Raw genomic sequence first — 24907 nt, 5'->3', positions numbered from 1 at the left:
CCCCCGTCGGGCCGAGGGGGACACTCACGACCACGGAGTCAGGAAGCCCAACCCCAGCCCGTCGAGCAGACTTTCGATCAGTCCGGTGATCAGCCCGATCGTGCTCTGCCTGGCCTCGCTCGCCAGGTCGTCGATCACGCTCTGCGGGGCCCGCCAGGGCGTCCAGACCGGGTCCTGGCCGAGCGCGAACATCGCCGCGAACAGCGCCGCCGTGCCCACCGCGACGACCGCGACCAGCGCGGCGCCGGGGCTGCGCAGCACGCCGGTGAGCGTACGGGTCACGGCCTTGCGCGGCGCGCCGCCGCCCGGGAGCACGAACAGGCCCCCGGCGAACGCGCCGGCCGCGTAGGCGGCGGCCTGGTTGGTGCCCATGCCGCCGGCCCAGTGCAGCGCCCCCCACACGCACGCGCCGAACAGCAGCGCGAGCGGCACGTGCACCAGCGTCACCAGCGCGGCCTTGACCAGCGCCCACGGCGTGCCGACCAGCGCGAGCAGCGGGTCGGCCGAGCTGCTGCCGCGGATCTGGCGCCGCTTGACCATGTCGCCGAACAGGTATTCGCCCACCCGCAGCACCACCGCGAGCGCGACGGCCACCGCCCCCATGACGACGGGCATCATGACGGTCAGCGCCACCAGCGTGACCAGCAGCAGCAACCCGGTCACCTGGGCGCCGAACAGGTACCTCTTGCGCTCCGCCGGCGGCACGTGGCCGCGCGGCTGGGGCGGCGGCGTGTAGGGGCGCGGCTGCGGCGGCGGCGCCGGGTAGCCGGCCACCCGCTGGTCGGTGCGCGGCACCGGGCGCGCCGAGGTGGGCGCGGGCACGTAGGGCGGCGGCCGCTCCTCCCGCCGCGCGGGCGGCGGAGGGGGCGGGGGCGGCGGCGCGGCCTTGCGGTACTCGACCGGCGGCAGCAGGTCGGAGAACGTGTCCATGGCGCGGGTGCCGCTGCCGATGCGCTTGGTGCCGGTCGGCCCCTCGATCTCGTTGAACGACGTCACCGAAGGGTCGAGCTCCCTGGCCATCCGCAGCAGCTCATGCGCGCCCGGCCGGGCGGCGGGATCGACCCGCAGCGCGCGCGACAGCCAGCCGCGCAGCCACGCGGGCGCCCGGTCGAGCTGGGCCCGCCCCTCCATGATGTTGAAGCAGACCGCCTCGAACGTCCCGGTGCCGAACGGCGGCGCGCCCGTGGCGGCGAAGAACACCGTCGAGGCCAGCGCGTGCACGTCGGCCGCCTGGGTGATGTCGGAGTCGCGGATGATCTCGGGCGCCAGGTAGCCGGGCGTGCCGACGAACATGCCGGTCTGGGTCAGCCGGGTCGCGTTCACCAGGTGGGCGATGCCGAAGTCGATGACCAGCGGCTCGCCGTCGACCAGCATGACGTTGGACGGCTTGAAGTCGCGGTGGATCACGTCGGCCGCGTGGATGGCGACCAGCGCCTGGCACAGGCCCTGGGCCAGCCTGATGACCTGCCGCGCCTCCAGGGCGCCCTCGGTCAGCACGGTCTCCTCCAGCGTGCGCCCCGGGGCGAAGCGGGTCACGACGTAGGGCTGGCCCCCCACCAGCTCGGCGTCGATGACCTCGGCGACGTACGGGCTGCGCACCCGGCGCATGGTCTCGACCTCGCGCGTGAGCCGGTCGCGGGCCTTGAGGTCGGCGGCCACGTGCGGGTGGAGCACCTTGATGGCGACCTCGCGGCCCTCACCGTCGAGACCCAGGTGGACGACCCCCATGCCGCCCTCGCCGATCTTCCTGACGATGCGGTAGGGGCCGAGGCGTTCCGGCGCTTGGATGCTCATCGCCACCTTCCTCGGCTCAGCCGCCGCCCTTCAGGCTGCTGAGTTGCTCTGTCACGGGTGTGACGTCCAGTGGACTCCATACACTCCCCCTTGGCGTGTCCCCGAACGTGCCGTAGGCGAGGATCAGCGAGAGGGCGGCGCCCGCCGCCAGGACTCCCGCCATCGCCATGGCCGCTGTCCTAGAGGGTACGAGCGATGAGAGCGTTCTGCGCATCTGCCGCCCCGGGCCCTCGACGCCCGGTCCCGCGCAGAGCGTCCAGAGCGCGACCGCGGCCCCCCAGGCGAGGGCGTTGGCCGAGTTCATGCTGACCACCACGCTGAGCAGCAGCGTCACCGGCAGGCCGAGGATCAGGGCGTACAGGACGAGCGCGACCGTGATGCCCACGGACTTGGCCAGCGCCCGCGGCTGGGCGAGGACCCTGAGCACGTCGAGGGCGGCGGACCCGGCGGGCCTGCGGCCGCTGAGCGCCGGCTGGGCGAGGTCGGCGGCGCGCAGCAGCACGGCGATCGGGATCGCCACCACCGCCACCAGGACGGGGGCCGTCACCGCCGCCACGATCATGAGGATCAGCAGCATGGCGCTCGCCACCCCGTACGCCTTCGAGCGCTGCAACGCCTGCCCAGGACGCCCGCCCGCGTTGTACGGCTCGTGAGCGGCCTGCTGGTCCTGGGGCGGGTACTGCGGCTGCGCCGGGATGTAGGGCGGCGGCTGCACGGGCACCGGGCCGTAGTTCGCCGCCTCCTGGCCGGAGCCGAACCGGCCGTGGTCGACCGGCTGGCCGCCGGACCCGAGCCGGCCGTGGTCCACCGGCTGGGGGCCGGAGCTGAGCCGGCCGAACTCCGCCGAGTCCGGGCGCACCCGCCGGGTGGGCACGTCGGCCTCGTGCGGGTTGACCTGCGGCTGCGGCTGGGAGTGAGGCTGGGGCTGGAGCGGGGGCTGCTGCTGCGGCCAGGGCTGGCTGGGCCCGGCCTCGCGCTGGATCTGGCGCAGCTCCTCCGGCGAGACCCGGCGGGTCGGCCACGGGTCGCCCGCGCCCTGGTCCGGCAGCGCCACGCCCTGCTCGGGCAGCCCGGCACCGGGCAACCCGGCACTGGGCAACCCGGCACCGGGCAGCCCGGCCGCCTGGTTGGGCAGCAGGGAGACGAAGTGCGGGTCGGCGGGCGGCGCGACCGGCTGCTCCTGGCCGTCGATCAGCCGGCGCGGCGTCATCGGCGGCGTGGAGACGTCGTAGGACGGCTTCTCCCCCACGAACGGCGGCCGCCTGGTCGGGAAGTCGTCGGGCGCGTCGGGCCGGGGGACGGTGGAGATCTCGTCGGGCCCGCCGTGCGGCGGCCTCGGCAGCATGCGGGCCGTCTGCTCGGCCAGGTCGGCGGCCTTGGGCCGCTTGGCCGGGTTGCGCTGGAAGCCCGCCTTGAGCAGCGGCTGCAGCTCGGCCGGGACGCCGCTGATGTCGGCCTTCCCGGCGGTGATGTTGTAGAAGATCATCTCCAGCGTGCCCTTGCCGAAGGGCGGCTGGCCGGTGGCGGCGTAGAGCAGCGTGCCCGCCCAGGCGTGGATGTCGACCTCGGGGCCGGCCTCCTGGCCCTCGATGATCTCGGGCGCGAGGTAGCCGGGGGTGCCGATGAACATGCCGGTCTGGGTCAGCCTGGTCGCGTCGACCGCCTGGGCGATGCCGAAGTCGATCAGGACGGGCTCGCCGTCGAGGATCAGCACGTTGCCCGGCTTGAGGTCGCGGTGGATCACGCCGACGGAGTGGACCACGGCCAGCGCGGAGGCCACCCCGTGGGCGAGCCGGACCAGCGCGGGCAGGTCGAGCGGCCCGTCGTCCTTGACGATCTCGTCGAGAGGACGGCCGGGCACGTAACGCGTGACGATGTACGGACGATGACCGGTTACATCCGCATCGACCACTTCTGCGATGAATTTGCTGCGGACCCGGCGCATGGTCTCGACCTCACGCGAAAGCCGTCGCCTGGCGACCTCGTCACCGGCGACCTCTCCGCGCAGGACCTTGACCGCCACCTGTCGCCCCTGGGGGTCGACAGCGAGGTGGACAACGCCCATCCCGCCTTCACCGAGCCGCCTGAGCAGCCGGTAAGGGCCTAGTCGGTCATCGTTCATGGCATGAAGCACCATATCGGCTTAATCCCCGCCCACGAGATGAACCATGAGGCCACATTCCCACTCGTACAACGTCCGATACGGCCTCATCGGTTTCCCATCCAACGGTCTCGAATTGGCTTCAGTTCGGCCTCGGGGCCTTCAGGTCGTCAGGGACAGGACCTCGGCGCCCTTCAGCCCGGCCAGCGCGGCGCCCGGCACGGCGAGCTTCGACCCGCGCACGCCGCTGCCGATCACCACTCTGGGATGCTCGGCGACGTGCACGTCGACCAGGACGGGCCAGTCGCCGGGCAGCCCGAGCGGGGTGATGCCGCCGTACTCCATGCCGGTGAGCTCGACCGCGTCGGCCATCGGCGCGAAGCTCGCCTTGCGGGCGTCGAGGTGTTTGCGCACCACGCCGTTGACGTCGACGCGCATCGTCGCGAGCACCATGCAGGCGGCGTAACTGGTCTCGCCGCCGCGCTTGGCGGCCACGACCACGCAGTTGGCCGACTCGTCGAGCCGTACGCCGTAGCGCTCGCAGAACGCGGCCGTGTCGGCCAGCTCGGGGTCGATCTCCGCCACCTCGACGCCCTCGACGCCCGGCACGGCGAACGCCACCGGATCGGCCAGCAGGTCGGCGCGCTCGGTCGCGGGCACCCAGTGCAACGTCATCCTCGTCTCCTCGATCGCTCTTCCTTGACCGACCCTATGCCGGTCTCGGAAGTGGCGTGCGACGTCACGCGGACTGCAGCACCCGCCGGTGCAGCAGGGTGACGGCGCTGCGGGCCGACTCCATGGCGCCTGCCTGCCAGGCGATCAAGTGGGTGAGCCAGTCACCCGCGAAGTAGACCCTTCCGGCGGGGCGTTGCAGAAGAGTGAAGGACGAATCAAAGGACGGCCAGTACATCCAGCCTCCCTGGATGTGCTCCTGGCGGTGCCAGGCGATGGAGACGCTGGACAGCAGGTCCTGGCGGTACTTGTCGCCGTGGATCTTCCTGCCCTGGGTGAGGGCCTTGCGCCTTCTGTCCTCGGGGGTGAGTGAGCCGTACAGCTCGGCGTTCTGCTCGGTGTTGTAGTAGCCGACGATCAGGCCGCGTTCGGAGTGGTAGCCGTGGGAGGGGTACCAGATGTGGGTGATGTCCAGGTCGGTCTCGGTGACGCCGCCGTAGATGCGGTCCTCCAGCTCCCACCAGCGCCTGCCGTACTCCAGGCCGATCTTGCCGGCGGCGACCGGGATGGGGGTGCTCAGTGCGCTGGTGATCTGCGCTCCGAGGTTGTGCGGGATCTTGGCGAGGAGGTGCGGGGGGAGGGTGGCGATGCAGTAGTCGGCCTTGACGCTGCCGCCGTCGTACGTCACCTCGACGCCGTCGTCCAGGGTCGTGATCTTGGTTACCTTGGCGCCGGTTCTGATCCGGTCGGCCCCTACGGCCTCGGTGAGCTTGGTGACGATCGCGTCCATTCCGCCGACCGGCTGGAACATGGGGGTGGCCATGTCGTAGCCGAAGTCGTTGGTGATGGCCCGGCCGGTGGCGGCGGCCAGCACGTCGTGCAGGGTGCCGGGAGGCGGGACGGGGGTGCCGGCGTCGAGCGCCGGGTACTTGGTGAAGCCGCGCCGGGGCGAGCCCTCGTAGTCGAGCTTGGGGCCCAAGTCGCCGAACCGGCGGAGGAACTCCAGCAGGCGCTGCCGGTCGTCGGCGGTGATCGCCTTGTCGAGCGCGCCGATATTTGTGGCCTTGGCCAGCAATTCCGCGACATATCCGTACATGTCGGCTCGGGCGGTGCGGGCCCGCACCGTCCTGCCGTTGGTGTGGACGTACGCCGCGGCGTTGTTGTTGACGAACGTCTCGATCGGGACGCCCAGCTCCCTGCAGTAGTCGAGGGTGACCATCCAGGGGGCGATGCGGCCGGGCCCGGCGTTGAAGTAGACGCCCTCGCCCAGCTTGACGTCCTGGGCCGTGCCGTTCAGCTCGGTCAGGCGGTCGCCGCCGCGCAGCGTCAGGTTCCGCCCGCCGGCCCTGCCCCTGGCTTCGAGCAGGGTGCAGTCGTAGCCGGCCTTGCCCAGCTCGTACGCGGCCGTCAGCCCGGCCACGCCCGCGCCGAGGATCACCACCTTGGCCGCGCCCCTGCCGCGCAGGGAGAAGTCGCCGGGGCGCGGCGCGGCGAACTCCTTGTCCTGCTCGGAGGGGGCGAGCCCGAGCGCGCCCATGGCGGCGTACATGGCGCCCGCGCCGCCCACCGCTCCGATCCCGACGAGCAGCCCCCGCCGGGTCAGCGCCGCGCCTTCCACCGTCACCCGCTCCCTAGGTCAGCAGTTACCGACATCTCAGCCGTACGGCCCGCTGCCGCAGGCCACCTGGCCGCCGATGGTGGCGAAGATCCCGAGCAGCGCCATGATCTGGCGGAAGTCGTCGGTGGTGAACTCGGTGTGCCGGGAGCCGGCCGTCTTCACGCCGGGCACCAGCGCCACCGCCGCCGCGATGGCGGTCGAGTTCCACTCCACCCCCAGCGTGTACGGCGCCTCCACCCGATAAGGCGTGAAGTCGCTCAACCGGGAGAGCCCGCGAGCGGCGGCCTCACGGATCTGCGCCTGGGCGACGCTCGGCGGCAGCAACTCGGCCGAGAACTTGTCGATGCCCTTCTTCACCGCGACCGTCTCGACGTCGCCGAGCAGCTCGCGCGCCTCCTCGCCGACGGCCTCGTCCCCGGTCACCAGCACGACGGGCACGCCGTGGAAGCCCGCGCACGCCGCGACCAGCCGGGTCTCGCCGCACAGCTCGCCGTTGAGGTAGACGTTCTGGATCTCCTTGCCCATCCACGTGTGGTTGAGCACGCCGTGCTGGACGCCCGCCCTGGCGTGGTAGCCCACGAAGCACGCGGCCTGGAACGTGCCGTCGAGCCCCTGGGCCATGCGCTGGGCCTTGCCCGGCCCCCGGATCAGCGTCGCCCTCGGGTCCAGGAGGTCGATCCGCAGGTTCTTGGTGGACCCGTGGGCGTCGTTCACCAGCACCGAACCCGCCCCCGCGGCGAACGCCCCCTCGACGGCGGCGTTGGCGTCGGCGGTCATCAGCTCGCAGCCGCGGTCGTAGCCGCGTTTGCCGGCGTGCATCTCCTCGGGGTCGGTCAGCCCCGTCACGCCCTCCATGTCCACCGACAGGTAAACCTTCACGCAGTCAACTCCTCGCACTTCGCCGGATCCGTCCCGCGGACGGTCACGCGCCCCACGTCTCCACCCGCCGCACCTCGGCCTCGGTCATGAGGCCGACCTGGGAGGTCAGGAAGGCGGCCGCCTCCGCCCGCCACGGCTCGGGGATCTCCTCGATCGCCGGCGGGTAGCAGTGGTCGAGCCAGCTCGTGGACTCCTCGGTGGCCTCGAAGTGGTCGAGTGCCTTGGCGAACAGCGACCGTTCGACGCCGGGGATCCGGGCGAGGCCGTACTCGACCATCTCCTGGCCCCCGAAGGGGGGCGGACGCAGCCACTTGCGGGCCACGGGACGGTCGGCGGTGAGGGGCGTGTCCAGCGGGCGGCGCTCGACGGCGGCCTGGATGAGCTCCTTGTACAGGCACTTGCCGCAGGTGCGGCAGGGGCCGTCGGTGCCGCGCAGGCACCAGCGCACCTGGTCCTTGAGCTCGGAGTTCAGGGCCAGCCGCATGGTGACGGCCTCGCTCACCCCGCCGACCGGGAGGACGATGTGCACGCCCGCGGCGGCGAACAACCGGCCCCACGCGCCGTGCGGCGCCCACATGGGGTTGTCGGGCGTGAACCGCAACAAGTAACGGTCACCGCCGAGCCAGCGTGAACCCAGTTCATAGCCGAAGCCCAGGCCGCCGAGGTTCATCCGGTCGGCCAGCAGCAGCGCCCCCGCCGCGACGGCGTGGTGCTCCGGATAGCCCGGACGCGGCTCGGCGAGGGTGAACTCCAGGTCGGAGGTGACGGTGGTCAGCTCGCGGCCGGTCCGCTCGGCCAGCTTGGCCAGCACGTCGGAGCGGTAGTGCGGCCACCGGTTGGGCACCCTCGGATGCGGCACCCGCCGGAAGTGCACGAACGGCGCCGACGGGTGGATGGCCGCCGCGGCCACGGAGTCGGCGCCGCCGCTGTAGGAGAGGGCGAGCCGGTCCCCGGCCCGGCGCGGCTCGGCCCCGACCGGCCCGGCCTCGATGCCCCAGCCGTCGTGCAGCGCCGCGGCCACCTCGGCGGAGACGGCCCGGTCGAAGGTGATCCGCCGCCTGGTCCAGGGCGCCACGATCGTCCAGGCGGCCACGGCGAACAGGTCGGGGTGGGCATCGGCGGGCACGCCGCCGATCGAGCAGGAGTTGGTGGCCAGCTTGACGGGATGCTCGTCGGCCGCCCTGCCGGTGATCTCGTCCTCGGGGTCGAGACGGAAGGTCAGCTCGGTGCCGGACCAGGTCACGCGCACGGCCGGCCCCCCTCGGGGACGCGGGCCCGCAGGTCGTCGATGGCCTGCCAGACGAGCACCTCGTTCTGGAGCACGCCGTCGAGGGCCTGCGCGGTCTCCTGCGCCAGCCGGTACGCGTCGTCGACCCTGGCCTTGTCGATCACCGGCCCGGCCGGCGGACGGGCGTTCCGCAGCCGCTCGACCTCGCCCTGGAGGGTGGCCATCTCCCTGCGCAGGGTCTGGACCTCCCAGAGCGCGTCCCGGATGTCCTGCCGGTGGTCGGCGACGGAGATGTAACGGGAGTCGAACCACGTACGCACGGCTTTACGCAGCCGGGCGGGGACCGGGACGCGCATCATGAAACGCCACCATACTGGCAAACCCGCTTCCCCTCGGACGGCCTACTCCAAAGGGTCGCATTCGTATGGCGGCCGGGCGGTCACCGTCCGGTGAACTTGGCCTTGGCCTTCTCCGCGAAGGCCCGCATGCCGATCCTGGCGTCGTCGGTGGCGAACAGGCCGGAGAAGTGCAGGCGCTCGATCTCCAGGCCGGAGTCGAGGTCGACTTCGGCCCCCTGGTCGACGGCCTGCTTGGCGGCGCGCAGCGCCACGGCCGGGCCGCCGACGAAGGTGGCCGCCCACTCCAGGGCCGCCGTGTAGACCTGCTCGTCCGGCACCACCCGGTCGACCAGCCCGATGGCCAGGGCCTCGGCGGCGGGGACGTGCCGGCCGGTGAAGATCAGATCCTTGGCGCGGGACGGGCCGACGAGCCGGGGCAGACGCTGCGTGCCGCCCGCGCCCGGGATGAGCCCGAGCAGGATCTCCGGCTGGCCGAGCCGGGCCGACTCGCCCGCCACCCTGAAGTCGGCGCACAGGGCCAGTTCGCAGCCGCCGCCCAGCGCGTAGCCGGTGACGGCGGCGATGACCGGCTTGCCGATGCGGGCGACCGTGGTGAAGCACGCCTGGAGCGTGCGGGAGTGGGTGGACATGTCGGCATAGGACATGTCGGCCATCTCCTTGACGTCCACGCCGGCGGCGAAGACCCGCTCGCCGCCGTAGAGGATCACCGCCTGCACCTGGTCGTCGGCATCGACCTGAAGCGCCGCCTCGACGAGCTCCCGCTGCGTCTGAACGTTGAGCGCGTTCATCTTCGGACGGTCAAGACGGATCGTGGCGATCTGGTCGGCCACCTCGACGCTCACAAACTCACCCATGAGCCGAACCTAACAGAGCCCTCCCCGCTCACCCCGCCGCGGCCGACCTCACCTCGTCTGCGGCCTTCTTACTGGTCGACACGCGCACCAGCGCCGCCGACAGGCGGGCGAGCTCGTCGCCGGAGCCGGCCAGGCGGGCCAGGCCGCGTTCCTGGCGCGGCAGCCCGAGCCGGGCCGCGCCGTCCAGGACCCGGCCGTCCAGGTGCGGCGCGACCTGCGGCCACACGCCCTGGACCTCGCGCAGGAAGATGTCGGCGCCGGTCGGGCCGATGCCGGGGAACTCCCGCAGCAGCTCGCCGATGCGCCCGGGGTCGCCCCCGGCCTCGTCGCGCAACCTGCGCAGGTCGCCCTTCCAGCGGTCGAGCAGCAGCTCGGCGCCCCTGCCGAGCATGGTCGAGGTGCGTTCGTCGTAGCGCCGGTAGTGGCCGCGGCCGAGGGCGTCCACGCGGTCCTGCCAGCTCGCCCGCGCCATGTCCCGCGGCGTGCGGTACCCGGCGGCGAACAGCTCGCGCGCCGCCGCCACCGCCACCCCGGACGAGATGCGCGCGCTGAGCAGCGTGGCCAGCACGAGGAGCTGGTACAGCGGCCGCGGCCGGTCGGCGAGCCGGATGCCCGCCTCGGCGGCGAACGTCTGGCCGCACTGTTCGAGCAGGGCGTCCAGCACGCCCTTGTTCTTGTCGGCGTCCTTGTCGGCGTCCTTGTCAGCCATGACGCTCCGCTACCCCCACGGCGGGCGCTCATCCCGGCCCGGCGCGTTTGCCGCCCTGGTCGCGGGGGAGGCGGGGGGTCTCCAGCGAGAAGGAGCGCATCGTGCTGACTTTGACTGACAACGCCGTGGTCGCGATCCGTGACCTGATGGTCGGCGAGGACGTGCCCGCGCACGCCGGCCTGCGGATCGCCGCCAAGCCGGACGAGGCGGGCGCCTTGGAGGTGTCGCTGGCGAGCACGCCGTACGCCGGGGACCAGGTCATCGAGCAGGGGGACGTGCGCGTCTTCGTGGCCGAGGACGCGGCGCCCATCCTGGACGACAAGTCGCTGGACGCCCAGCCGGGCACGCCGGGCCACCCGACGTTCCGGCTGGACCGCCGCACCTGACCGGCCCTGCCGGGCCTCCGGCGGCCCGCCGATCACCTCAGGGCCGCCGGGAGGCCGTCAGCGGGCGGCGCGGCCGGCGCGCACGGCGTCGGCCAGCTCGGCCAGCAGGCGCTCGGTCTCCTCCCAGCCCACGCAGGCGTCGGTGATGCTCTGCCCGTACGTCAGGCCCTCGGCCGGGCCGGGCTCCTGCCGCCCCGGCACCAGGAAGCTCTCCACCATCAGCCCCGCGACGCCCTTCTCGCCCGCCGCCAGGCGTCCGGCCACCTCGCGCACCACGGCCGCCTGCCGTACGTGGTCCTTGCCGCTGTTGCCGTGGCTGGCGTCGATGATCAGCCGCTCCGGCAGCCCGGCCTTGGCCAGCAGCGCCAGCGCGTCGCCGATGGACTGGGGGTCGTAGTTGGGACCGGTGCGCCCGCCGCGCAGGATGACGTGGCAGTCGGGGTTGCCGGTGGTCGAGACGACCGCGGCCCGGCCCTCGTCGTCGATGCCGAAGAACACCTGCGGGTGCGCGGCGGCCTTCACACCGTCGATGGCCACCTGCACGTCGCCGTCGGTGGCGTTCTTGAAGCCGACCGGCATGGACAGGCCGGAGGTGAGCTGGCGGTGCACCTGGCTCTCGGGCGTGCGCGCGCCGATCGCGCCCCAGGTGACGGCGTCGGCGATGTACTGCGGGCTGGTCGGCTCAAGGAACTCGCAGCCCACCGGCAGCCCGGTGTCGAGCACGTCGAGCAGCACCGTCCTGGCCAGGCGCAGCCCGCGCTGGACGTCGTGGCCGCCGTCGATGTCCGGGTCGTTGATCAGGCCCTTCCAGCCGATGGTGGTCCGCGGCTTCTCGAAGTACACCCGCATGACCACGCACAGGGCGTCGCCGAGGTCGCGCGTGGCGGCGGCCAGGCGGCGGGCGTAGTCGAGCGCGGCCTCCGGGTCGTGCACCGAGCACGGGCCGACGATGAGCAGCAGGCGGTCGTCGTCGCCGGCGAGCACGTCGCGCACGGCGTTCCTGCTCGCCGCCACCAGCGCCTCGCGCTGCGGGCCGAGCGGCTGTTCACCGATGAGCTCGCGGGGCGTGGGCAGGGGTTCGAACGAGGTGATGCGCAGGTCGCTGGTCGTGGTCATGGGCTGGTCCTCCGCTTTCGATGGAAGTTCGAAGGCGGTACGGCCCACATCCGTGGCCCCCGGAGCCGTCCGCCTGAACGACGAAAGGCAGAGACGGGACGTCTCTGCCTTTGGGCTCCGGGTGATCAGTAAGTCAGCGCATGTGACCTTCGGCTCCACCCGGAGCCGCCACATAGCGCCAAAATCGGCTGATCACTGACATGCTGTTGACGCTAGCAGACGCCGGGTGACCGCTCCAAATCCCGTCCGCTATCCGAGATCGGATTCCCAGCCGGGTTCGCGCAGGTCGCCGAGCCCGTAGAGGCCGACCAGGGTGCCGTCGGCGCGGGTGACGACGACGTGGTCGACGTTCGCGCCCTCCATGCGGGTGGCCAGGGCGTCGAGCTGCTCGCTGGGCCGTACGGTGGTGACGCCGGTGTTCATGGCGGCCTCGGCGGTGCCGGTCAGGTCGGCGCCCTTGAGCTCGCGCGACCCGATGACGCCCTGCACCACCTCGTCCCGGTCCACCACGACGGCGAGCCCGGCCGGATCGGCGACGATGCGCTCGCTGAGCTCCTCCAGCGGGTCCTCCAGGTCGGCCGTGACCGGGTCGCGCCGGGCGCCGGAGCCCACCAGGACGGCCTCCCCCTCGTACGGCAGGTCAGCCGACAACCAGTCCATCTTGCCCGGACCGTAGTCGTGCACGTTGGCGAAGCCCAGCCGGGCCAGCCGGTGGGCGGCGCGCGGGCTCAGGTCGCAGACCCAGTCGTGGCAGTAGACGACGACCGGACGCGACCGGTCGAGCAGGTCGTCGGCCAGCCGGTCGAGCGAGCCGAGCGGCAGATGCACGGCGCCGGGCAGGTGCGCCCAGGCGTACTCGCGTTCGGGCAGCACCTCGGCGAGCTGGGCGTCGCGCGTCGCGAGCAGGTCCTGGACGCCGACGCGGTCGATGATGGCGGTCATCGGGGCCTCAGCGCTCCCCCCGGCGGGGCCGTTCGGACTTGGGTCCTTCGGCGCGGTCGCCGCCCACCTTGCGCGGGCTCTTGTCCGGGTCCGACTGGAGTTTCCTGGCCACCCGCTTCTTGAGCTCCTGCTCGCTCATCCCCTGCCGGTCCAGTTGCTTGCGCAGCCGGCGGCGCTCGTTGTCGTAGGAGTGACTTCCGGGTCGAGGCATGACAGCTCCCCCTCTCCTCGCAGGCCGCCTACCCAGCCCGTCACCTGGTAGTCCTGGGCGGCGGGCGGCCGGAGCCGGTCCGACAGTCCGTTAAGGGATGAAAAATATCTTCGCAAAGTTCTCGCCAGAGAAGGAAAATGTTGAGACGCTGAACGCGCACCACGCCCCCCAGTCAAGGAGCGGTTCATGCGCAGAGCGCTGGCGATCGCCGTCGTCGCCTTGTTGCCCTTAACCCAAGTGCCCTCGGCCCACGCCGAAGAGCCCGCCGACCGGCAGCAGGCGTTCGCCGCGGCGGCCGACGAGTTCAAGGTCCCCCAGAGCGTGCTGCTCGGCGTCTCGTACCTGGAGTCGCGCTGGGACGCCCACGCGGGCCAGCCGTCGAGCGACGCCGGGTTCGGCCCGATGCACCTGACCGACGCGGCCGCGTACACCGGCTCGAACCACCACGGAGAGGGCGAGGAGGACGCCCGCGGCGACGAGAGCAGGCCGCTCGCGCCCACGGCGACGCCCGCCCCGGCGGAGATCCCCGCCTCGCTGCGCACGATGGAACGCGCCGCGCAGCTCACCGGCGAGAGCCACGAGCGGCTGCGCACCGACGACGCGGCCAACATCCGCGGCGGCGCGGCGCTGCTCGCCGACTACCAGAAGAGCCTCGGCGCGCCCCTGAGCGCCAACCCCGGCGAATGGTACGGAGCCGTCGCCAAGTACTCCGGCGCCGACGAGGCCGACGCGGCCAAGTTCTTCGCCGACGAGGTCTACGCCACCATCCAGGAGGGCGCCGAGCGCACCACGGACGACGGGCAGAAGATCACCCTGCCCAAGGTCCCGGACCTGGAGAAGATCGAGAAGTGGCTGGAGAAGCTCGGCCTGCGGCCCGCGCGGCGCGACGGCGTCGAGTGCCCGGCCTCGATCTCCTGCGAGTGGATCCCCTCGGCCTACCAGGAGCTCCCGCCGGACGACTACGGCCACTACGACCTGGCGAACCGGCCGGTCAGCCAGAAGGTCGACTACATCATCATCCACGACATGGAGGGCTACTTCCTCCCGTCGATCAAGCTCAACCAGGACCCGAACTACGGCGCGAGCTGGCACTACTCGGTCCGCTCCAGTGACGGGCACATCGCCCAGCACATCAAGACCAAGGACGTCGGCTGGCAGGCCGGCAACTGGTACATCAACGCCAAGTCCATCGGCATCGAGCACGAAGGCTTCCTGGCCGAGGGCAGCACCTGGTACACCGAGGCGATGTACCGCTCGTCGGCCCGGCTCGTCCGCTACCTGGCGCTCAAGCACGGCGTGCCGCTCGACCGCGCCCACATCCTGGGCCACGACAACGTCCCCGGCACGATCCCGAGCACGGTCCGCGGCATGCACGAGGACCCGGGGCCGTTCTGGGACTGGGCGCACTACTTCCAGCTCATGGGCGCGCCGCTGCACCAGTTCGGCGGCCCGCAGGCCGGCTCGGTCATGATCAAGCCGGACTTCGCCACCAACAAGCCCTACTTCTACGGCTGCGACCGCAAGAACCCCGAGGCGGCCTGCCCGCCGCTCAGCGCCGGCACCGTGTGGCTGCGCACCGAGCCGCGCGACGACGCCCCGCTGATCAAGGACATCGGCAAGCACCCGACCGGCGGCTCGCTCTACAGCGTGTACGACCACAGCGCCAGGGCCAGCACCGGCCAGCGCTTCGCCGTCGCCGACCGCCAGGGCGACTGGACGGCGATCTGGTACCTCGGCCAGAAGGCGTGGTTCCACAACCCGGCCGCCGCCCCGACCGCGATCCCGTCGATGGGGCTCGTCGTCACGCCGAAGCCGGGCAGGGCGACCGTGCCGGTGTTCGGGCGGGCGTACCCGGAGCAGGAGGCGTACCCGGCCGGCATCCCGTACCAGGCGGTGACGCCGCTGCAGTACACGTTCTCGGCGGGCGAGAAGTACACGCTGGCCGGGCCGGCCGCCACCGAGTACTACCGGGCGGTCACGTTCAACCTCGAGGACCACAAGGTGGTCAGGGGCAAGACGAAGTACCTGGAGATCCAGTTCGGCCACCGCGTGATGTACGTCAAGGCTGACGACGTGCAGGTGTCGTTCTCCGGGTGAACTCCTTGACGGCGCGCCTGGTGCTCGCGAGCGCCTCCTGAGAGGAGTCGAACGTGCGCTGGGCGACGCCGACGAACACGCAGTCGACGACGAGGAGCTGGCTGATCCTGCTGGCCAGGGCGCCGGGACGGAACTCCGTCTCGCGCCCGGCCGAGATCAGCACGTGCTCGGCCAGCTCCGCGATCGTCGAGCGCGGGTTGTTGGTGACGGCCACCGTGGTGGCCCCCGCCTCGCCCGCCCGGCGCAGCGGCTCGATCACGTCGGGGGTCTCCCCCGAGGTGCTGATGCCGATCGCCACGTCGCCCGCCTTCAGCAGGACGGCGCTGGTCAGGGCCAGGTGGGCGTCCTGGAAGGCGTGGCTGGACAGGCCGATGCGCAGCAGCTTCTGGGCGACGTCCTCGGCGACTAATCCCGAGGCGCCCACGCCGTAGGCGTCGATGCGCCTGGCCCCCACGATCGCGTCGACGACCAGGCCCAGGCGCTCGCTGGTGAGCTGGGCGACGGTGTCGTTGATGGCCTCCGACTCGGCCCTGGCCACCTTCTGGATGACCTCCGACAGCGGGTCGTCGGGCGCCAGGTCGCCGGGCACGAGCCGGTCGGGCTGCGCGGCCGCCGCCGCCAGAGCCAGCCTGAGCTGGGGATATCCGGCGAAGCCGAGCAGCCGCGCGGTGCGCACGATGGTCGCCTCGCTGGTGCCGGAGGCGGCCGACAGCTCCGTGATGGTGCTGCGCGCGACCGTCGCCGGATCTTCCAGGATGAGCCGGGCGACGGTCTGCGCGGCAGGCGTCAGGGACGGCAGGACACCGCGGACCGTGGCCACCAGATTGTCGGCCCGCAGGCCGTTCCCGCTGTCGTCCACGGTCCTGATTATGCACCGCCCGACCACCGGGCCGACCTCGTCCGGATATATCAGCGCAAGGTGCCGTTCGTCATTCCGACCGGCTCCTCCGGGACGGCGATCAGCCCCAACTCCGCCGGAGTGGCAGCGAACGGGTGATGCGGGACAACCCGGACGGTGTATCCGAAGGCCCCCGTACGGTCGAGCGGCACCCGGCCCGTGAAGTGGGCGTGACCGTCGTCCTCCAGCGACTCGACGGCCAGCCGCGCGTACCGCGGGCGGACCAGCTCGTCGTGCGGCCCGACCTTGCCGTACGCGGCCTCGACCAGCACGTCTCCCGGCTCCAGGTCGCCGAGCGCGATCGTGGCCCGCAGCTCGACCGAGGCGCCCACCTCCGGGGCGTCGCCCACGCCGGACGCCTCGACGTGCTCGACCCGCACCCCCGGCCAGGCCCGCGTGACGCGCACCCGCCAGGCCGCGAACGCCCTGGCCGCGGCGTAGGAGTCGGCCGACAGCGCACGCGCCGACTTGGCGGCCGGGGTGTAGAGGTCGACGACGTAGTCGCGGAGCATGCGTCCGGCCAGCACCTTGGGCCCGAGCGAGGCCAGGGTGTGCTTGACCATCTCCATCCACCTGCGCGGCAGCTCGTCGAACGGCCGGTCGTAGAAGCGGTCGGACACCTCGTGCTCGATCAGGTCGTACAGGGCGCCGGCCTCCAGCTCGTCGCGCCGGTCGGGGTCGCTGACGCCGTCGGCGGTGGGGATGGCCCAGCCGTTGGTGCCGTCGTACCACTCGTCCCACCAGCCGTCGCGGATCGACAGGTTGAGCCCGCCGTTCAGCGCCGACTTCATGCCCGAGGTGCCGGACGCCTCCAGCGGCCGCAACGGGTTGTTCAGCCACACATCGCAGCCCTGGACCATGAGCTGGCCGAGCGTCATGTCGTAGTCGGGCAGGAAGACGATGCGGTGGCGCACGTTGTGCTGGTCGGCGAACTTGACGATCTGCTGGATCAGCTTCTTGCCGCCCTCGTCGGCCGGGTGCGCCTTGCCGGCGATCACGATCTGCACCGGCTTGTCCGGGTCGAGCAGCAGCCGGGCCAGCCGCTTGGGGTCGCGCAGCATGAGCGTGAGCCGCTTGTACGACGGCACCCGCCGGGCGAAGCCGATCGTCAGCACGTCGGGGTCGAGCGCGTCGTCGATCCAGCCGAGCTCGGCGACCGAGGCGCCGCGCTCGCGCCACGACCTGCGCAGCCGCTCGCGCGCGCCCTCGACCAGCCGCCTGCGCAGCTTGCCGCGGATCTCCCAGATCTCCCGGTCGGAGATCTTCTGGATGCCCTCCCAGCCGCGGGCACGCTCGATCAGCGAGGGCAGCTCGCGGCCGGCCAGCTCCATGAACTCGCGCCCGACCCACGTGGGCGCGTGCACGCCGTTGGTGATCGAGCCGATCGGCACCTCGTCGAGGTCGAAGCCGGGCCACAGGTCCTTGAACATCTCCCGGCTGACCGCGCCGTGCAGCTCGGAGACGCCGTTGACGCGCTGGGCCAGGCGCATGCCCATGACGGCCATGTTGAAGCGGCCGGGCTCGGCCTCGGCGCCCAGGGCCAGGATGCGCTCGACGGGCACGGTCGGCCAGGCGGAGTCGCCGCCGAAGTGGCGTTCGATCAGGTCGCAGGGGAAGCGGTCGATGCCGGCGGGCACCGGCGTGTGCGTGGTGAACACCGTCCCCGCGCGGACGGCCTCCAGGGCCTCGTCGAACGACATGCGCGACTCGGTCAGCTCGCGGATGCGCTCCAGGCCGAGGAAGCCGGCGTGGCCCTCGTTGGTGTGGAAGACCTCGGGCTCGGCGTGGCCGGTGATGCGGCAGTAGGCCCTGATGGCGCGTACGCCGCCCACGCCCAGCAGCAGCTCCTGCATGAGCCGGTGGTCGGTGCCGCCGCCGTAGAGGCGGTCGGTGACGTCGCGGGCGGCGGTGTCGTTGTCGGCCACGTCGGAGTCGAGCAGCAGCAGCGGCACCCGGCCCACCTGCGCCACCCAGACCTGGGCGTGCAGGACGCGGCCCTCGGGCAGGCCGAGACGGATCTTGACGGGCTCGTCGCCGTCCTTCAGCAGGGTCAGCGGCAGGCCGCCGGCGTCGAGCGCCGGGTAGTGCTCAAGCTGCCAGCCCTCGGGCGACAGCGACTGGGTGAAGTAGCCGTGGCGATAGAGCAGGCCGACCGCGAGGATCGGCACGCCCAGGTCGCTGGCCGCCTTGAGGTGGTCGCCGGCGAGGATGCCGAGACCGCCTGAGTACTGGGGCATCGCGGCGGCGATGCCGTATTCGGGGGAGAAGTAGGCGATGGCGCGTGCGACGTCGGGCAGCGTCTGGTACCAGCGCGGCGATGTCATGTATTCGCGCAGGTCGTCTGCTGCGTCGGCCAGGCGGCGGAGGAAACGGCGGTCGGCGGCCAGCTCGTTGAGCCGGGCCGGCGTGACGGCGCCGAGCAGGGCCACGGGATCGTGACCGACCTGTTCCCACAGCGCCGCGTCGACCTCGGCGAAGAGGTCGAGCGTCTCCGGGTGCCAGGACCAGCGGAGATTGTGCACGAGCTCGCCCAGGGCGGCCAGCTCCGCGGGCAGGACGGTGCGGACGGTAAACCGGCGGATAGCTCTCACGTTTCTGCACCCTACGGGCTAGGAGGGACCTCTCAGTCCTTCACCCCCAAGAAGCACCTTCAAACCCCAGCCCGGAACAAGCATGAAGCCGGACGATTGGGGCAACTTTCCTCTTTGTTGGCTCTCCCGGGAACACACTCGGGAGGTCTATCCGCTGCTGTCCAGTATTTACGTGCAAGGATCGTTACTGCCGGGGTAGGCCGTATCCAGCGGTCCCACGCGGTTGCGAACTCTTGCACATACGGAAAGCCTCCGGCGGCGCCGAGCGCGCCGTCGCAAACCCTGCGAATGCGATGATCGGACGAATTCCCATCACGGACATCTCCCCCGTCGTCGACTGCGGGCAGTGGCCCGCCAAGGCTGTCGCCGGCGAGACCTTCCAGGTCTCGGCGACCGTCTTCCGAGAGGGCCATGACGCCGTGGCCGCGGGCGTGGTGCTCACCTCGCCCGACGGACAGCGTGGCCGCCTGAAACCCATGCGCGAGCTCGCCCCCGGCACCGACCGCTGGGGCGTGGACGTGTGCCTGCCGGCCGAGGGCGACTGGATGTTCCGCGTGGAGGCGTGGAGCGATCCGATCGCGACGTGGCTGCACGACGCCGAGATCAAGATCCCGCGTGGGCTCGACACCGACCTCATGTGCGAGGAGGGGGCCCGGCTGTTCGAGCGGGCCGCCAAGGCCGTCCGTACGGCCGAGTGCCCCGCGCCCGGCGGCCAGGGCGGCCCCGGCAACGGGCACTCCAGGAACGGCATGGGCAACAGCAAGGGCAACGGCAACGGCGACAGCGCGTGCGGCCACCGGGCGGCGCTGCTGTCGGTGGCGGCCACGCTGCGGGACGAGGAGCTCGACCCGCGCGCCCGGCTGTCCATCGCCCAGCTCCCCGAGACGGCCGCGCTGCTGGCGGCGCATCCGTTCCGCGAGCTGGTGACCAGGGCCAAGCCGCACAAGGTCAGGGTCGACCGGCGCAGGGCGCTCTACGGCTCCTGGTACGAGTTCTTCCCCAGGTCCGAGGGCGCGGTCGTCACCGAGTCCGGCGTCTCCAGGTCGGGCACCTTCGAGACCGCGGCCAAGCGGCTGCCGGCCATCGCCAAGATGGGCTTCGACGTCGTCTACCTGCCGCCGATCCATCCCATCGGCCAGACCTTCCGCAAGGGACGCAACAACACGCTGAGCCCCGAGCCCGACGAGCCCGGCTCGCCGTGGGCCATCGGCTCGGAGGACGGCGGCCACGACGCCGTCCATCCCGACCTGGGCACCCTTGAGGACTTCGACGAGTTCGTCAGCCGCACCCGCGCCCTGGGCATGGAGGTCGCGCTCGACTTCGCCCTGCAGTGCTCGCCCGACCACCCGTGGGTCAAGGAGCACCCGGAGTGGTTCACCATCCGGGCGGACGGGACGATCGCCTACGCCGAGAACCCGCCGAAGAAGTACCAGGACATCTACCCGATCAACTTCGACCGGAACCCCGAGGGCATCTTCGCCGAGGTCCGGCGGGTGCTGCGGCACTGGATGGACCACGGCGTGCGGATCTTCCGGGTGGACAACCCGCACACCAAGCCGGTGGCGTTCTGGGAGCGCCTGCTGGCCGACATCCACGCGACCGACCCGGACGTGGTGTTCCTGGCCGAGGCGTTCACCCGGCCCGCGATGCTCCAGACGCTCGCCAAGACGGGGTTCCACCAGTCGTACACGTATTACACGTGGAAGAACTCCAAGTTCGACGTGGAGACCTATCTCTCCGAGCTGGCGCACGAGACGTCCGCGTTCCTGCGGCCGAACCTGTTCGTCAACACCCCGGACATCCTCCACGAGTACCTGCAGCACGGCGGCGTCCCGGCGTTCCGGATCAGGGCCGTGCTGGCCGCTCTCACGTCGCCGACCTGGGGGGTGTACTCCGGGTACGAGCTCGCCGAGAACGTTCCGGTGCGCCCAGGTAGTGAGGAATACCTAGATAGTGAGAAATATCAGTACAAGCCACGCGACTGGGCGGCAGCCGAACGCGACGGAAGGACCCTCGCCCCGCTCATCACCCATCTGAATTTGTTCCGAAGAGCGCATCCGGCGCTGCAGGAATTGCGTAACCTACGGTTCCACAGGGTCGACCATCCGGACATCGTCTGCTTCTCCAAACGGCTTCCGGGCGCCTATGACACGGCCACACGAAGGCACGGGCTGGGCGACGTCGTTCTGGCGGTTGTCAATCTGGATCCTCACCACACCCACGAGGCGACGGTAGATCTCGACCTGCCCGCCATCGGTCTCGACTGGAACGCCGAGTTCGTCGTGGACGACGAGCTGTCGGGCGAGTCCTACCGCTGGAGGCAGAGCAACTATGTGCGTCTCGACCCTCACATCCAGCCTGCCCACATTCTCACCGTACGAGCCGCGCCACGGTAGAACAGAATTCAGCGGGGAGTCTTCAACGTGTGTGAAAGCGCCCTCCTCATGAGCCCCCTCTGGGGGAGCCCATGAGCTCCACACCCATTCCCAACACCTTTGACGAGGAAAAGCCGCGCGATCCTTACTGGTACAAGCGCGCCGTCTTCTACGAGGTTCTGATCAGGGGATTCGCCGACTCCAACGGCGACGGGACCGGGGACATCAGAGGTCTGATCAGCAAGCTCGACTACCTGCAGTGGCTGGGCGTCGACTGCCTCTGGCTGCTGCCCCTGTACGAGTCGCCGCTGCGTGACGGCGGCTACGACATCGCCGACTTCATGAAGATCCTGCCCGAGTTCGGGGATCTGGGAGACTTCGTGAAGCTGGTCGACGAGGCGCACAAACGCGGCATGCGGGTGATCGCCGACCTCGTCATGAACCACACCAGCGACGCCCATCCCTGGTTCCAGGCCTCCAGGCACGACCCGGAAGGCCCGTTCGGCGACTTCTACGTCTGGTCGGACACCGATGAGAAGTACCAGGACGCCCGGATCATCTTCATCGACACCGAGACGTCCAACTGGACCTACGACCCGGTGCGCGGCCAGTACTACTGGCACCGCTTCTTCCACCACCAGCCCGACCTCAACTACGAGAACCCGGACGTGCAGGAGGCCATGCTGGAGGTGCTGCGGTTCTGGCTGGACCTCGGCATCGACGGCTTCCGCCTGGACGCGGTGCCCTATCTCTTCGAGGAGGAGGGCACCAACTGCGAGAACCTGCCCAGGACGCACGAATACCTCAAGAGCATCAGGCGCGAGGTCGACCGGCTCTTCCCGGACCGGGTGCTGCTCGCCGAGGCGAATCAGTGGCCTTCGGACGTCGTGGAATATTTCGGCGATCCGGTAGGCGGCGGGGACGAATGCCACATGGCCTTCCATTTCCCGCTCATGCCCCGCATTTTCATGGCGGTCCGCCGGGAGTCCCGCTACCCGATTTCCGAAATTTTGGCACAAACGCCGAAAATTCCAGAACATTGCCAATGGGGGATTTTCCTGCGGAACCATGATGAGCTGACGCTCGAAATGGTGACCGACGAAGAACGCGACTACATGTACACGGAGTACGCCAAAGATCCGCGTATGCGGGCGAATGTCGGCATCCGCCGGCGGCTGGCTCCCCTGCTGGAGAACGACCGCAACCAGATCGAGCTGTTCACCGCGCTGCTCCTGTCGCTGCCGGGCTCCCCCGTGCTCTACTACGGCGACGAGATCGGCATGGGCGACAACATCTGGCTCGGCGACCGCGACGGCGTCCGCACCCCGATGCAGTGGGACCCCGACCGCAACGCCGGGTTCTCCGACTGCGACCCCGGGCGGCTCTACCTGCCCGTGATCATGGACCCGATCTACGGCTACCAGGCGATCAACGTCGAGGCCCACCAGAAGAACGCGGGCTCGCTGCTCCACTGGACCAAGCGGATGATCGAGATCCGCAAACGTCACCCCGTCTTCGGGCTCGGCGAGTTCGCCGAGCTCAACTCCTCCAACCCCAGCGTGCTCGCGTTCGTCCGGGAGCTGGGCGACGACCGGATGTTGTGCGTCAACAACCTGTCGCGCTTCCCGCAGCCGGTCGAGCTTGACCTGCGCAGATTCGTCGGCGTCTCCCCCGTGGAAACCATGGGAGGGGTCCCATTCCCGGCAATTGGCGAACTACCGTATCTTTTGACGCTTCCCGGGCATGGGTTCTATTGGTTCACACTCCCACCGGCACACACCCAGGAGGAGTAGGGCGTGATAGAGGAGCTCCTTGCCGCATGGATCGGCCGCCAACGATGGTTCGGCGGCAAGGGGCGCCCGATTGACGATCTGTCGATCGAGTCGGACGTCGTGCTGAGGCCAGGGCTCCGGCACCTGATCGTGGCCGTCTGGCAGGAGGGCGCGCGAGACCGGTACCAGATCTTCCTGGGCGAGCGGCACGACCTGCCCGACCGGCTCAGCCACGCCCTCGTCGGCAGCCTCGGCGACACCTGGTTCTACGACGCCGTCCATGACGCCGACGCCATGAGCTGGCTGCTGGAGGGCATGGCGGGCGACGAGACCCGCAGCGGCCTGCGCATGCGGCACGCGCCCGGCGTCGTCATCGACACCTCCCAGCGCAGCCTGGTGCTGGGGGCCGAGCAGTCGAACACCTCGCTCGTGTACGGCGACTCCTACATCTGCAAGCTGTTCCGCAGGCTCATCCCGGGCGTCAATCCGGAGCTGGAGATCATCAGCGCCCTGGCCGCCCGGAGCGCGCCGAACATCGCCCAGCCGTACGGGTGGATCGAGGCCGACGTGGACGGCACGGACACCACGCTCGCCTTCATGCAGGAGTACCTGTCCAACGCCAACGACGGCTGGGACCTCGCGCTGACCAGCGTCCGCGACCTGTACGCCTCGCTGCCCGGGGTCACCGCCGCCGAGGCGGGCGGCGACTTCGCCGCCGAGTCCGTACGGCTGGGCGTCGCCACCGCCCGCGTCCACCACGAGCTGGCCGCGGCGTTCCCCACGGACGTGGTCGAGATTCCCGAGGTCAAGCGCATGGCCGAGGGCTTCCGGCGGCAGCTCGGGCGGGCCATGGCCGAGGTGCCCGAGCTGCGCAGGCACGTGGCGGCCCTGGAGGACGCCTACCACCAGGTGGAACTGCTCACCAGGGAAGTGCCCGTGCAGCGTGTTCACGGGGATTACCACCTGGGCCAGGTCATGCGCACGCCCACCGACTGGGTGGTGCTCGACTTCGAGGGCGAGCCGGGGCAGCCGCTGGCCGAGCGCCGGGCGCTGTCGTCGCCGCTGCGGGACGTGGCCGGGATGCTGCGCTCGTTCGACTACGCGGCCAGGCACCTGCTGGCCGACCACCCGCAGGCCGCCGAACTCCAGCCCAGGGCCGAGGCCTGGGCCGACCGCAACCGCGCCGCCTTCCTGGACGGCTACCGCGAGGGCGGCGGCATGATCACGGTCGGGGACGCGGCGCTGCTGCGGGCGTTCGAGCTGTCCAAGGCGGTGTACGAGGTGGTCTACGAGGCCCGCAACCGCCCGTCGTGGGTCTCCATCCCCCTCGCCGCCTTCCACCCCCGTCCCGCCTGACCGGCGGGAGCGGGCGGTCCGGGGTCAGCGCAGCTCTTCGACCAGGCCGGGCAGGCCCTCGGCGCCGTGGCCGCGGGCGGTGCGCTGGTCGATGATCGCCTTCAGCGGCAGCAGGAGGTCGGGCTTGAGCTGCTGCTCCCTGAAGGCGCGCACCAGGTTCTCCAGCCCGGACCTGTTGATCTCCAGGTTCGACACCGAGGTCGTGTAGTCGCGCGACTCGACGGACTTGACCCACTCAGGTTGCAGGGCGGCCATCGCGTTGAGCCACGGGACCAGGAGGGTGCTCGTGAAGTCGGTCAACGAGTAGCCGGCCGAGTCGACGAGCGCGACCGCCTCCAGGAAGCCGGCGATCTGGCCGTACATGCCGGTGAGCATGGCCAGGTCGAGGAGCGGGGCCATCCCGGGGTCGGAGCCGACGAAACGCGGCTCGGCCATCGCGCGGAACGCATCCTCGAAGCGGTCGAACGCCGCCTGCGAGCCGCTGTAGAGCACGAGCGCGCCGGGCCGGCCGATCATCTGGGGCACGGCCATGATGCCGCCGTCCACGTAGTCGCCGCCGCGGGCGGCCACCCATTCGGCCGCCTGGCGGGCCTCGGCGGGCCGCCCGGTGGTCAGGTTCGCCACGACGCGCCCTGTCAGCGGGACGTCGGCCAGCAGCTCGTACACGGCCGGGTAGTCGAGCACGCAGACGATCACCAGCGGGCTCGCCGCGACCGCCTCCCCGACCGTCGCGGCGCGGGTGGCGCCCCTGGCGACCAGGGGCTCGGCCTTGTCCGCCGAACGGTTCCAGACGGTGACGCGGTGTCCGGCGTCCAGCAGGCTGCCGGCGAGCGCCGCGCCCATGAGGCCGAGACCGATGATGGAAATTTCCTGTGACATTTCGTGATTCCTTAGGTTCTGAGCGATGCCTTCACCCTGCCCGCAGGGGGTTATGGTCTGATTCGGAGTT

20 protein-coding genes are annotated in these 24907 nt (G+C 71.0%); 5 read left to right on the top strand and 15 right to left on the bottom strand.

Annotated features, from left to right (window positions below):
* Positions 1 to 24: 24 nt before the first annotated feature.
* The 9 genes from ACIBQ8_RS39925 to ACIBQ8_RS39885 form a co-directional block, all read right to left on the bottom strand.
* Positions 25 to 1794: a serine/threonine-protein kinase gene (locus tag ACIBQ8_RS39925; protein WP_397179710.1), complete on the bottom strand. Its 1770-nt coding sequence runs from the start codon at positions 1792 to 1794 to the stop codon at positions 25 to 27.
* 16 nt (positions 1795 to 1810) lie between these two features.
* Entirely contained in the window at positions 1811 to 3859 is a 2049-nt protein-coding gene (locus tag ACIBQ8_RS39920; RefSeq protein WP_397194645.1) for a serine/threonine-protein kinase, read from the bottom strand.
* A 198-nt stretch (positions 3860 to 4057) separates the two neighbouring features.
* Entirely contained in the window at positions 4058 to 4570 is a 513-nt protein-coding gene (locus ACIBQ8_RS39915; RefSeq protein WP_397194630.1) for a YbaK/EbsC family protein, read from the bottom strand.
* Positions 4571 to 4634: 64 nt separating this feature from the next.
* Positions 4635 to 6191, bottom strand: coding sequence for a flavin monoamine oxidase family protein (locus ACIBQ8_RS39910; RefSeq protein WP_397194629.1), 1557 nt, complete (start codon positions 6189 to 6191; stop codon positions 4635 to 4637).
* Between the two features lie 30 nt (positions 6192 to 6221).
* Positions 6222 to 7064 carry a M55 family metallopeptidase gene (locus tag ACIBQ8_RS39905; RefSeq protein ID WP_397179714.1) on the bottom strand — a complete coding sequence of 281 codons (843 nt, stop codon included), beginning with the start codon at positions 7062 to 7064 and terminating at the stop codon, positions 6222 to 6224.
* Positions 7065 to 7107: 43 nt separating this feature from the next.
* Positions 7108 to 8313 carry a DUF6395 domain-containing protein gene (locus ACIBQ8_RS39900; protein ID WP_352352244.1) on the bottom strand — a complete coding sequence of 402 codons (1206 nt, stop codon included), beginning with the start codon at positions 8311 to 8313 and terminating at the stop codon, positions 7108 to 7110.
* Complete coding sequence (locus ACIBQ8_RS39895; RefSeq protein ID WP_397179715.1) at positions 8304 to 8651, bottom strand: hypothetical protein; 348 nt, start codon at positions 8649 to 8651, stop codon at positions 8304 to 8306. Before ACIBQ8_RS39895 ends, ACIBQ8_RS39900 begins: the two co-directional genes overlap by 10 nt.
* Positions 8652 to 8731: 80 nt before the next feature.
* Positions 8732 to 9505 carry an enoyl-CoA hydratase-related protein gene (locus tag ACIBQ8_RS39890; RefSeq protein ID WP_358003064.1) on the bottom strand — a complete coding sequence of 258 codons (774 nt, stop codon included), beginning with the start codon at positions 9503 to 9505 and terminating at the stop codon, positions 8732 to 8734.
* A 28-nt stretch (positions 9506 to 9533) separates the two neighbouring features.
* Positions 9534 to 10214: an endonuclease gene (locus ACIBQ8_RS39885; protein WP_397194628.1), complete on the bottom strand. Its 681-nt coding sequence runs from the start codon at positions 10212 to 10214 to the stop codon at positions 9534 to 9536.
* Between the two features lie 101 nt (positions 10215 to 10315).
* Between ACIBQ8_RS39885 and ACIBQ8_RS39880 the strand changes: the two genes are divergently transcribed.
* Positions 10316 to 10600 (top strand): Fe-S cluster assembly protein HesB, encoded by a 285-nt coding sequence (locus tag ACIBQ8_RS39880; RefSeq protein WP_352328823.1) that lies wholly within the window; start codon positions 10316 to 10318, stop codon positions 10598 to 10600.
* Positions 10601 to 10657: 57 nt separating this feature from the next.
* Here ACIBQ8_RS39880 and ACIBQ8_RS39875 read toward each other — a convergent pair whose 3' ends face one another.
* The 3 genes from ACIBQ8_RS39875 to ACIBQ8_RS39865 form a co-directional block, all read right to left on the bottom strand.
* A complete protein-coding gene (locus tag ACIBQ8_RS39875; protein WP_397194627.1) occupies positions 10658 to 11716 on the bottom strand; it encodes a 3-deoxy-7-phosphoheptulonate synthase in 1059 nt (352 codons plus the stop codon).
* A 249-nt stretch (positions 11717 to 11965) separates the two neighbouring features.
* Positions 11966 to 12658: a CBS domain-containing protein gene (locus tag ACIBQ8_RS39870; protein ID WP_397194626.1), complete on the bottom strand. Its 693-nt coding sequence runs from the start codon at positions 12656 to 12658 to the stop codon at positions 11966 to 11968.
* 7 nt (positions 12659 to 12665) lie between these two features.
* Positions 12666 to 12869, bottom strand: coding sequence for a hypothetical protein (locus tag ACIBQ8_RS39865; protein WP_352322071.1), 204 nt, complete (start codon positions 12867 to 12869; stop codon positions 12666 to 12668).
* 186 nt (positions 12870 to 13055) lie between these two features.
* On the opposite strand from ACIBQ8_RS39865, the gene ACIBQ8_RS39860 reads away from it, so the two are divergent.
* On the top strand, positions 13056 to 14966 hold the full coding sequence (locus tag ACIBQ8_RS39860) for an N-acetylmuramoyl-L-alanine amidase (RefSeq protein ID WP_397194625.1): 1911 nt from the start codon (positions 13056 to 13058) through the stop codon (positions 14964 to 14966).
* Here ACIBQ8_RS39860 and ACIBQ8_RS39855 read toward each other — a convergent pair.
* Both ACIBQ8_RS39855 and glgP read right to left on the bottom strand, forming a co-directional pair.
* A complete protein-coding gene (locus ACIBQ8_RS39855) occupies positions 14929 to 15825 on the bottom strand; it encodes a MurR/RpiR family transcriptional regulator (protein WP_364330608.1) in 897 nt (298 codons plus the stop codon). The two genes, ACIBQ8_RS39860 and ACIBQ8_RS39855, sit on opposite strands and share 38 nt — an antisense overlap.
* 50 nt (positions 15826 to 15875) lie before the next feature.
* A complete protein-coding gene (gene glgP / locus ACIBQ8_RS39850; protein WP_397179720.1) occupies positions 15876 to 18455 on the bottom strand; it encodes an alpha-glucan family phosphorylase in 2580 nt (859 codons plus the stop codon).
* 293 nt (positions 18456 to 18748) lie between these two features.
* Between glgP and ACIBQ8_RS39845 the strand changes: the two genes are divergently transcribed.
* From ACIBQ8_RS39845 to ACIBQ8_RS39835, 3 genes are all read left to right on the top strand, one after another.
* Entirely contained in the window at positions 18749 to 20851 is a 2103-nt protein-coding gene (locus tag ACIBQ8_RS39845; protein WP_397194624.1) for an alpha-1,4-glucan--maltose-1-phosphate maltosyltransferase, read from the top strand.
* A gap of 71 nt (positions 20852 to 20922) precedes the next feature.
* Entirely contained in the window at positions 20923 to 22623 is a 1701-nt protein-coding gene (gene treS / locus ACIBQ8_RS39840) for a maltose alpha-D-glucosyltransferase (RefSeq protein ID WP_352352254.1), read from the top strand.
* 3 nt (positions 22624 to 22626) lie between these two features.
* Complete coding sequence (locus ACIBQ8_RS39835; protein ID WP_397179722.1) at positions 22627 to 23958, top strand: aminoglycoside phosphotransferase; 1332 nt, start codon at positions 22627 to 22629, stop codon at positions 23956 to 23958.
* Positions 23959 to 23982: 24 nt separating this feature from the next.
* On the opposite strand, the gene ACIBQ8_RS39830 is transcribed toward ACIBQ8_RS39835, so the two are convergent.
* The gene (locus ACIBQ8_RS39830; protein WP_397179723.1) at positions 23983 to 24837 is read right to left on the bottom strand and encodes an NAD(P)-dependent oxidoreductase; all 855 of its coding nucleotides are present in this window, start codon (positions 24835 to 24837) and stop codon (positions 23983 to 23985) included.
* Positions 24838 to 24907: the final 70 nt, after the last annotated feature.

The organism is Nonomuraea sp. NPDC049646 (assembly GCF_044465525.1).
Lineage (GTDB): Bacteria > Actinomycetota > Actinomycetes > Streptosporangiales > Streptosporangiaceae > Nonomuraea.
This window is presented reverse-complemented; position numbering and strand designations above follow the sequence as displayed.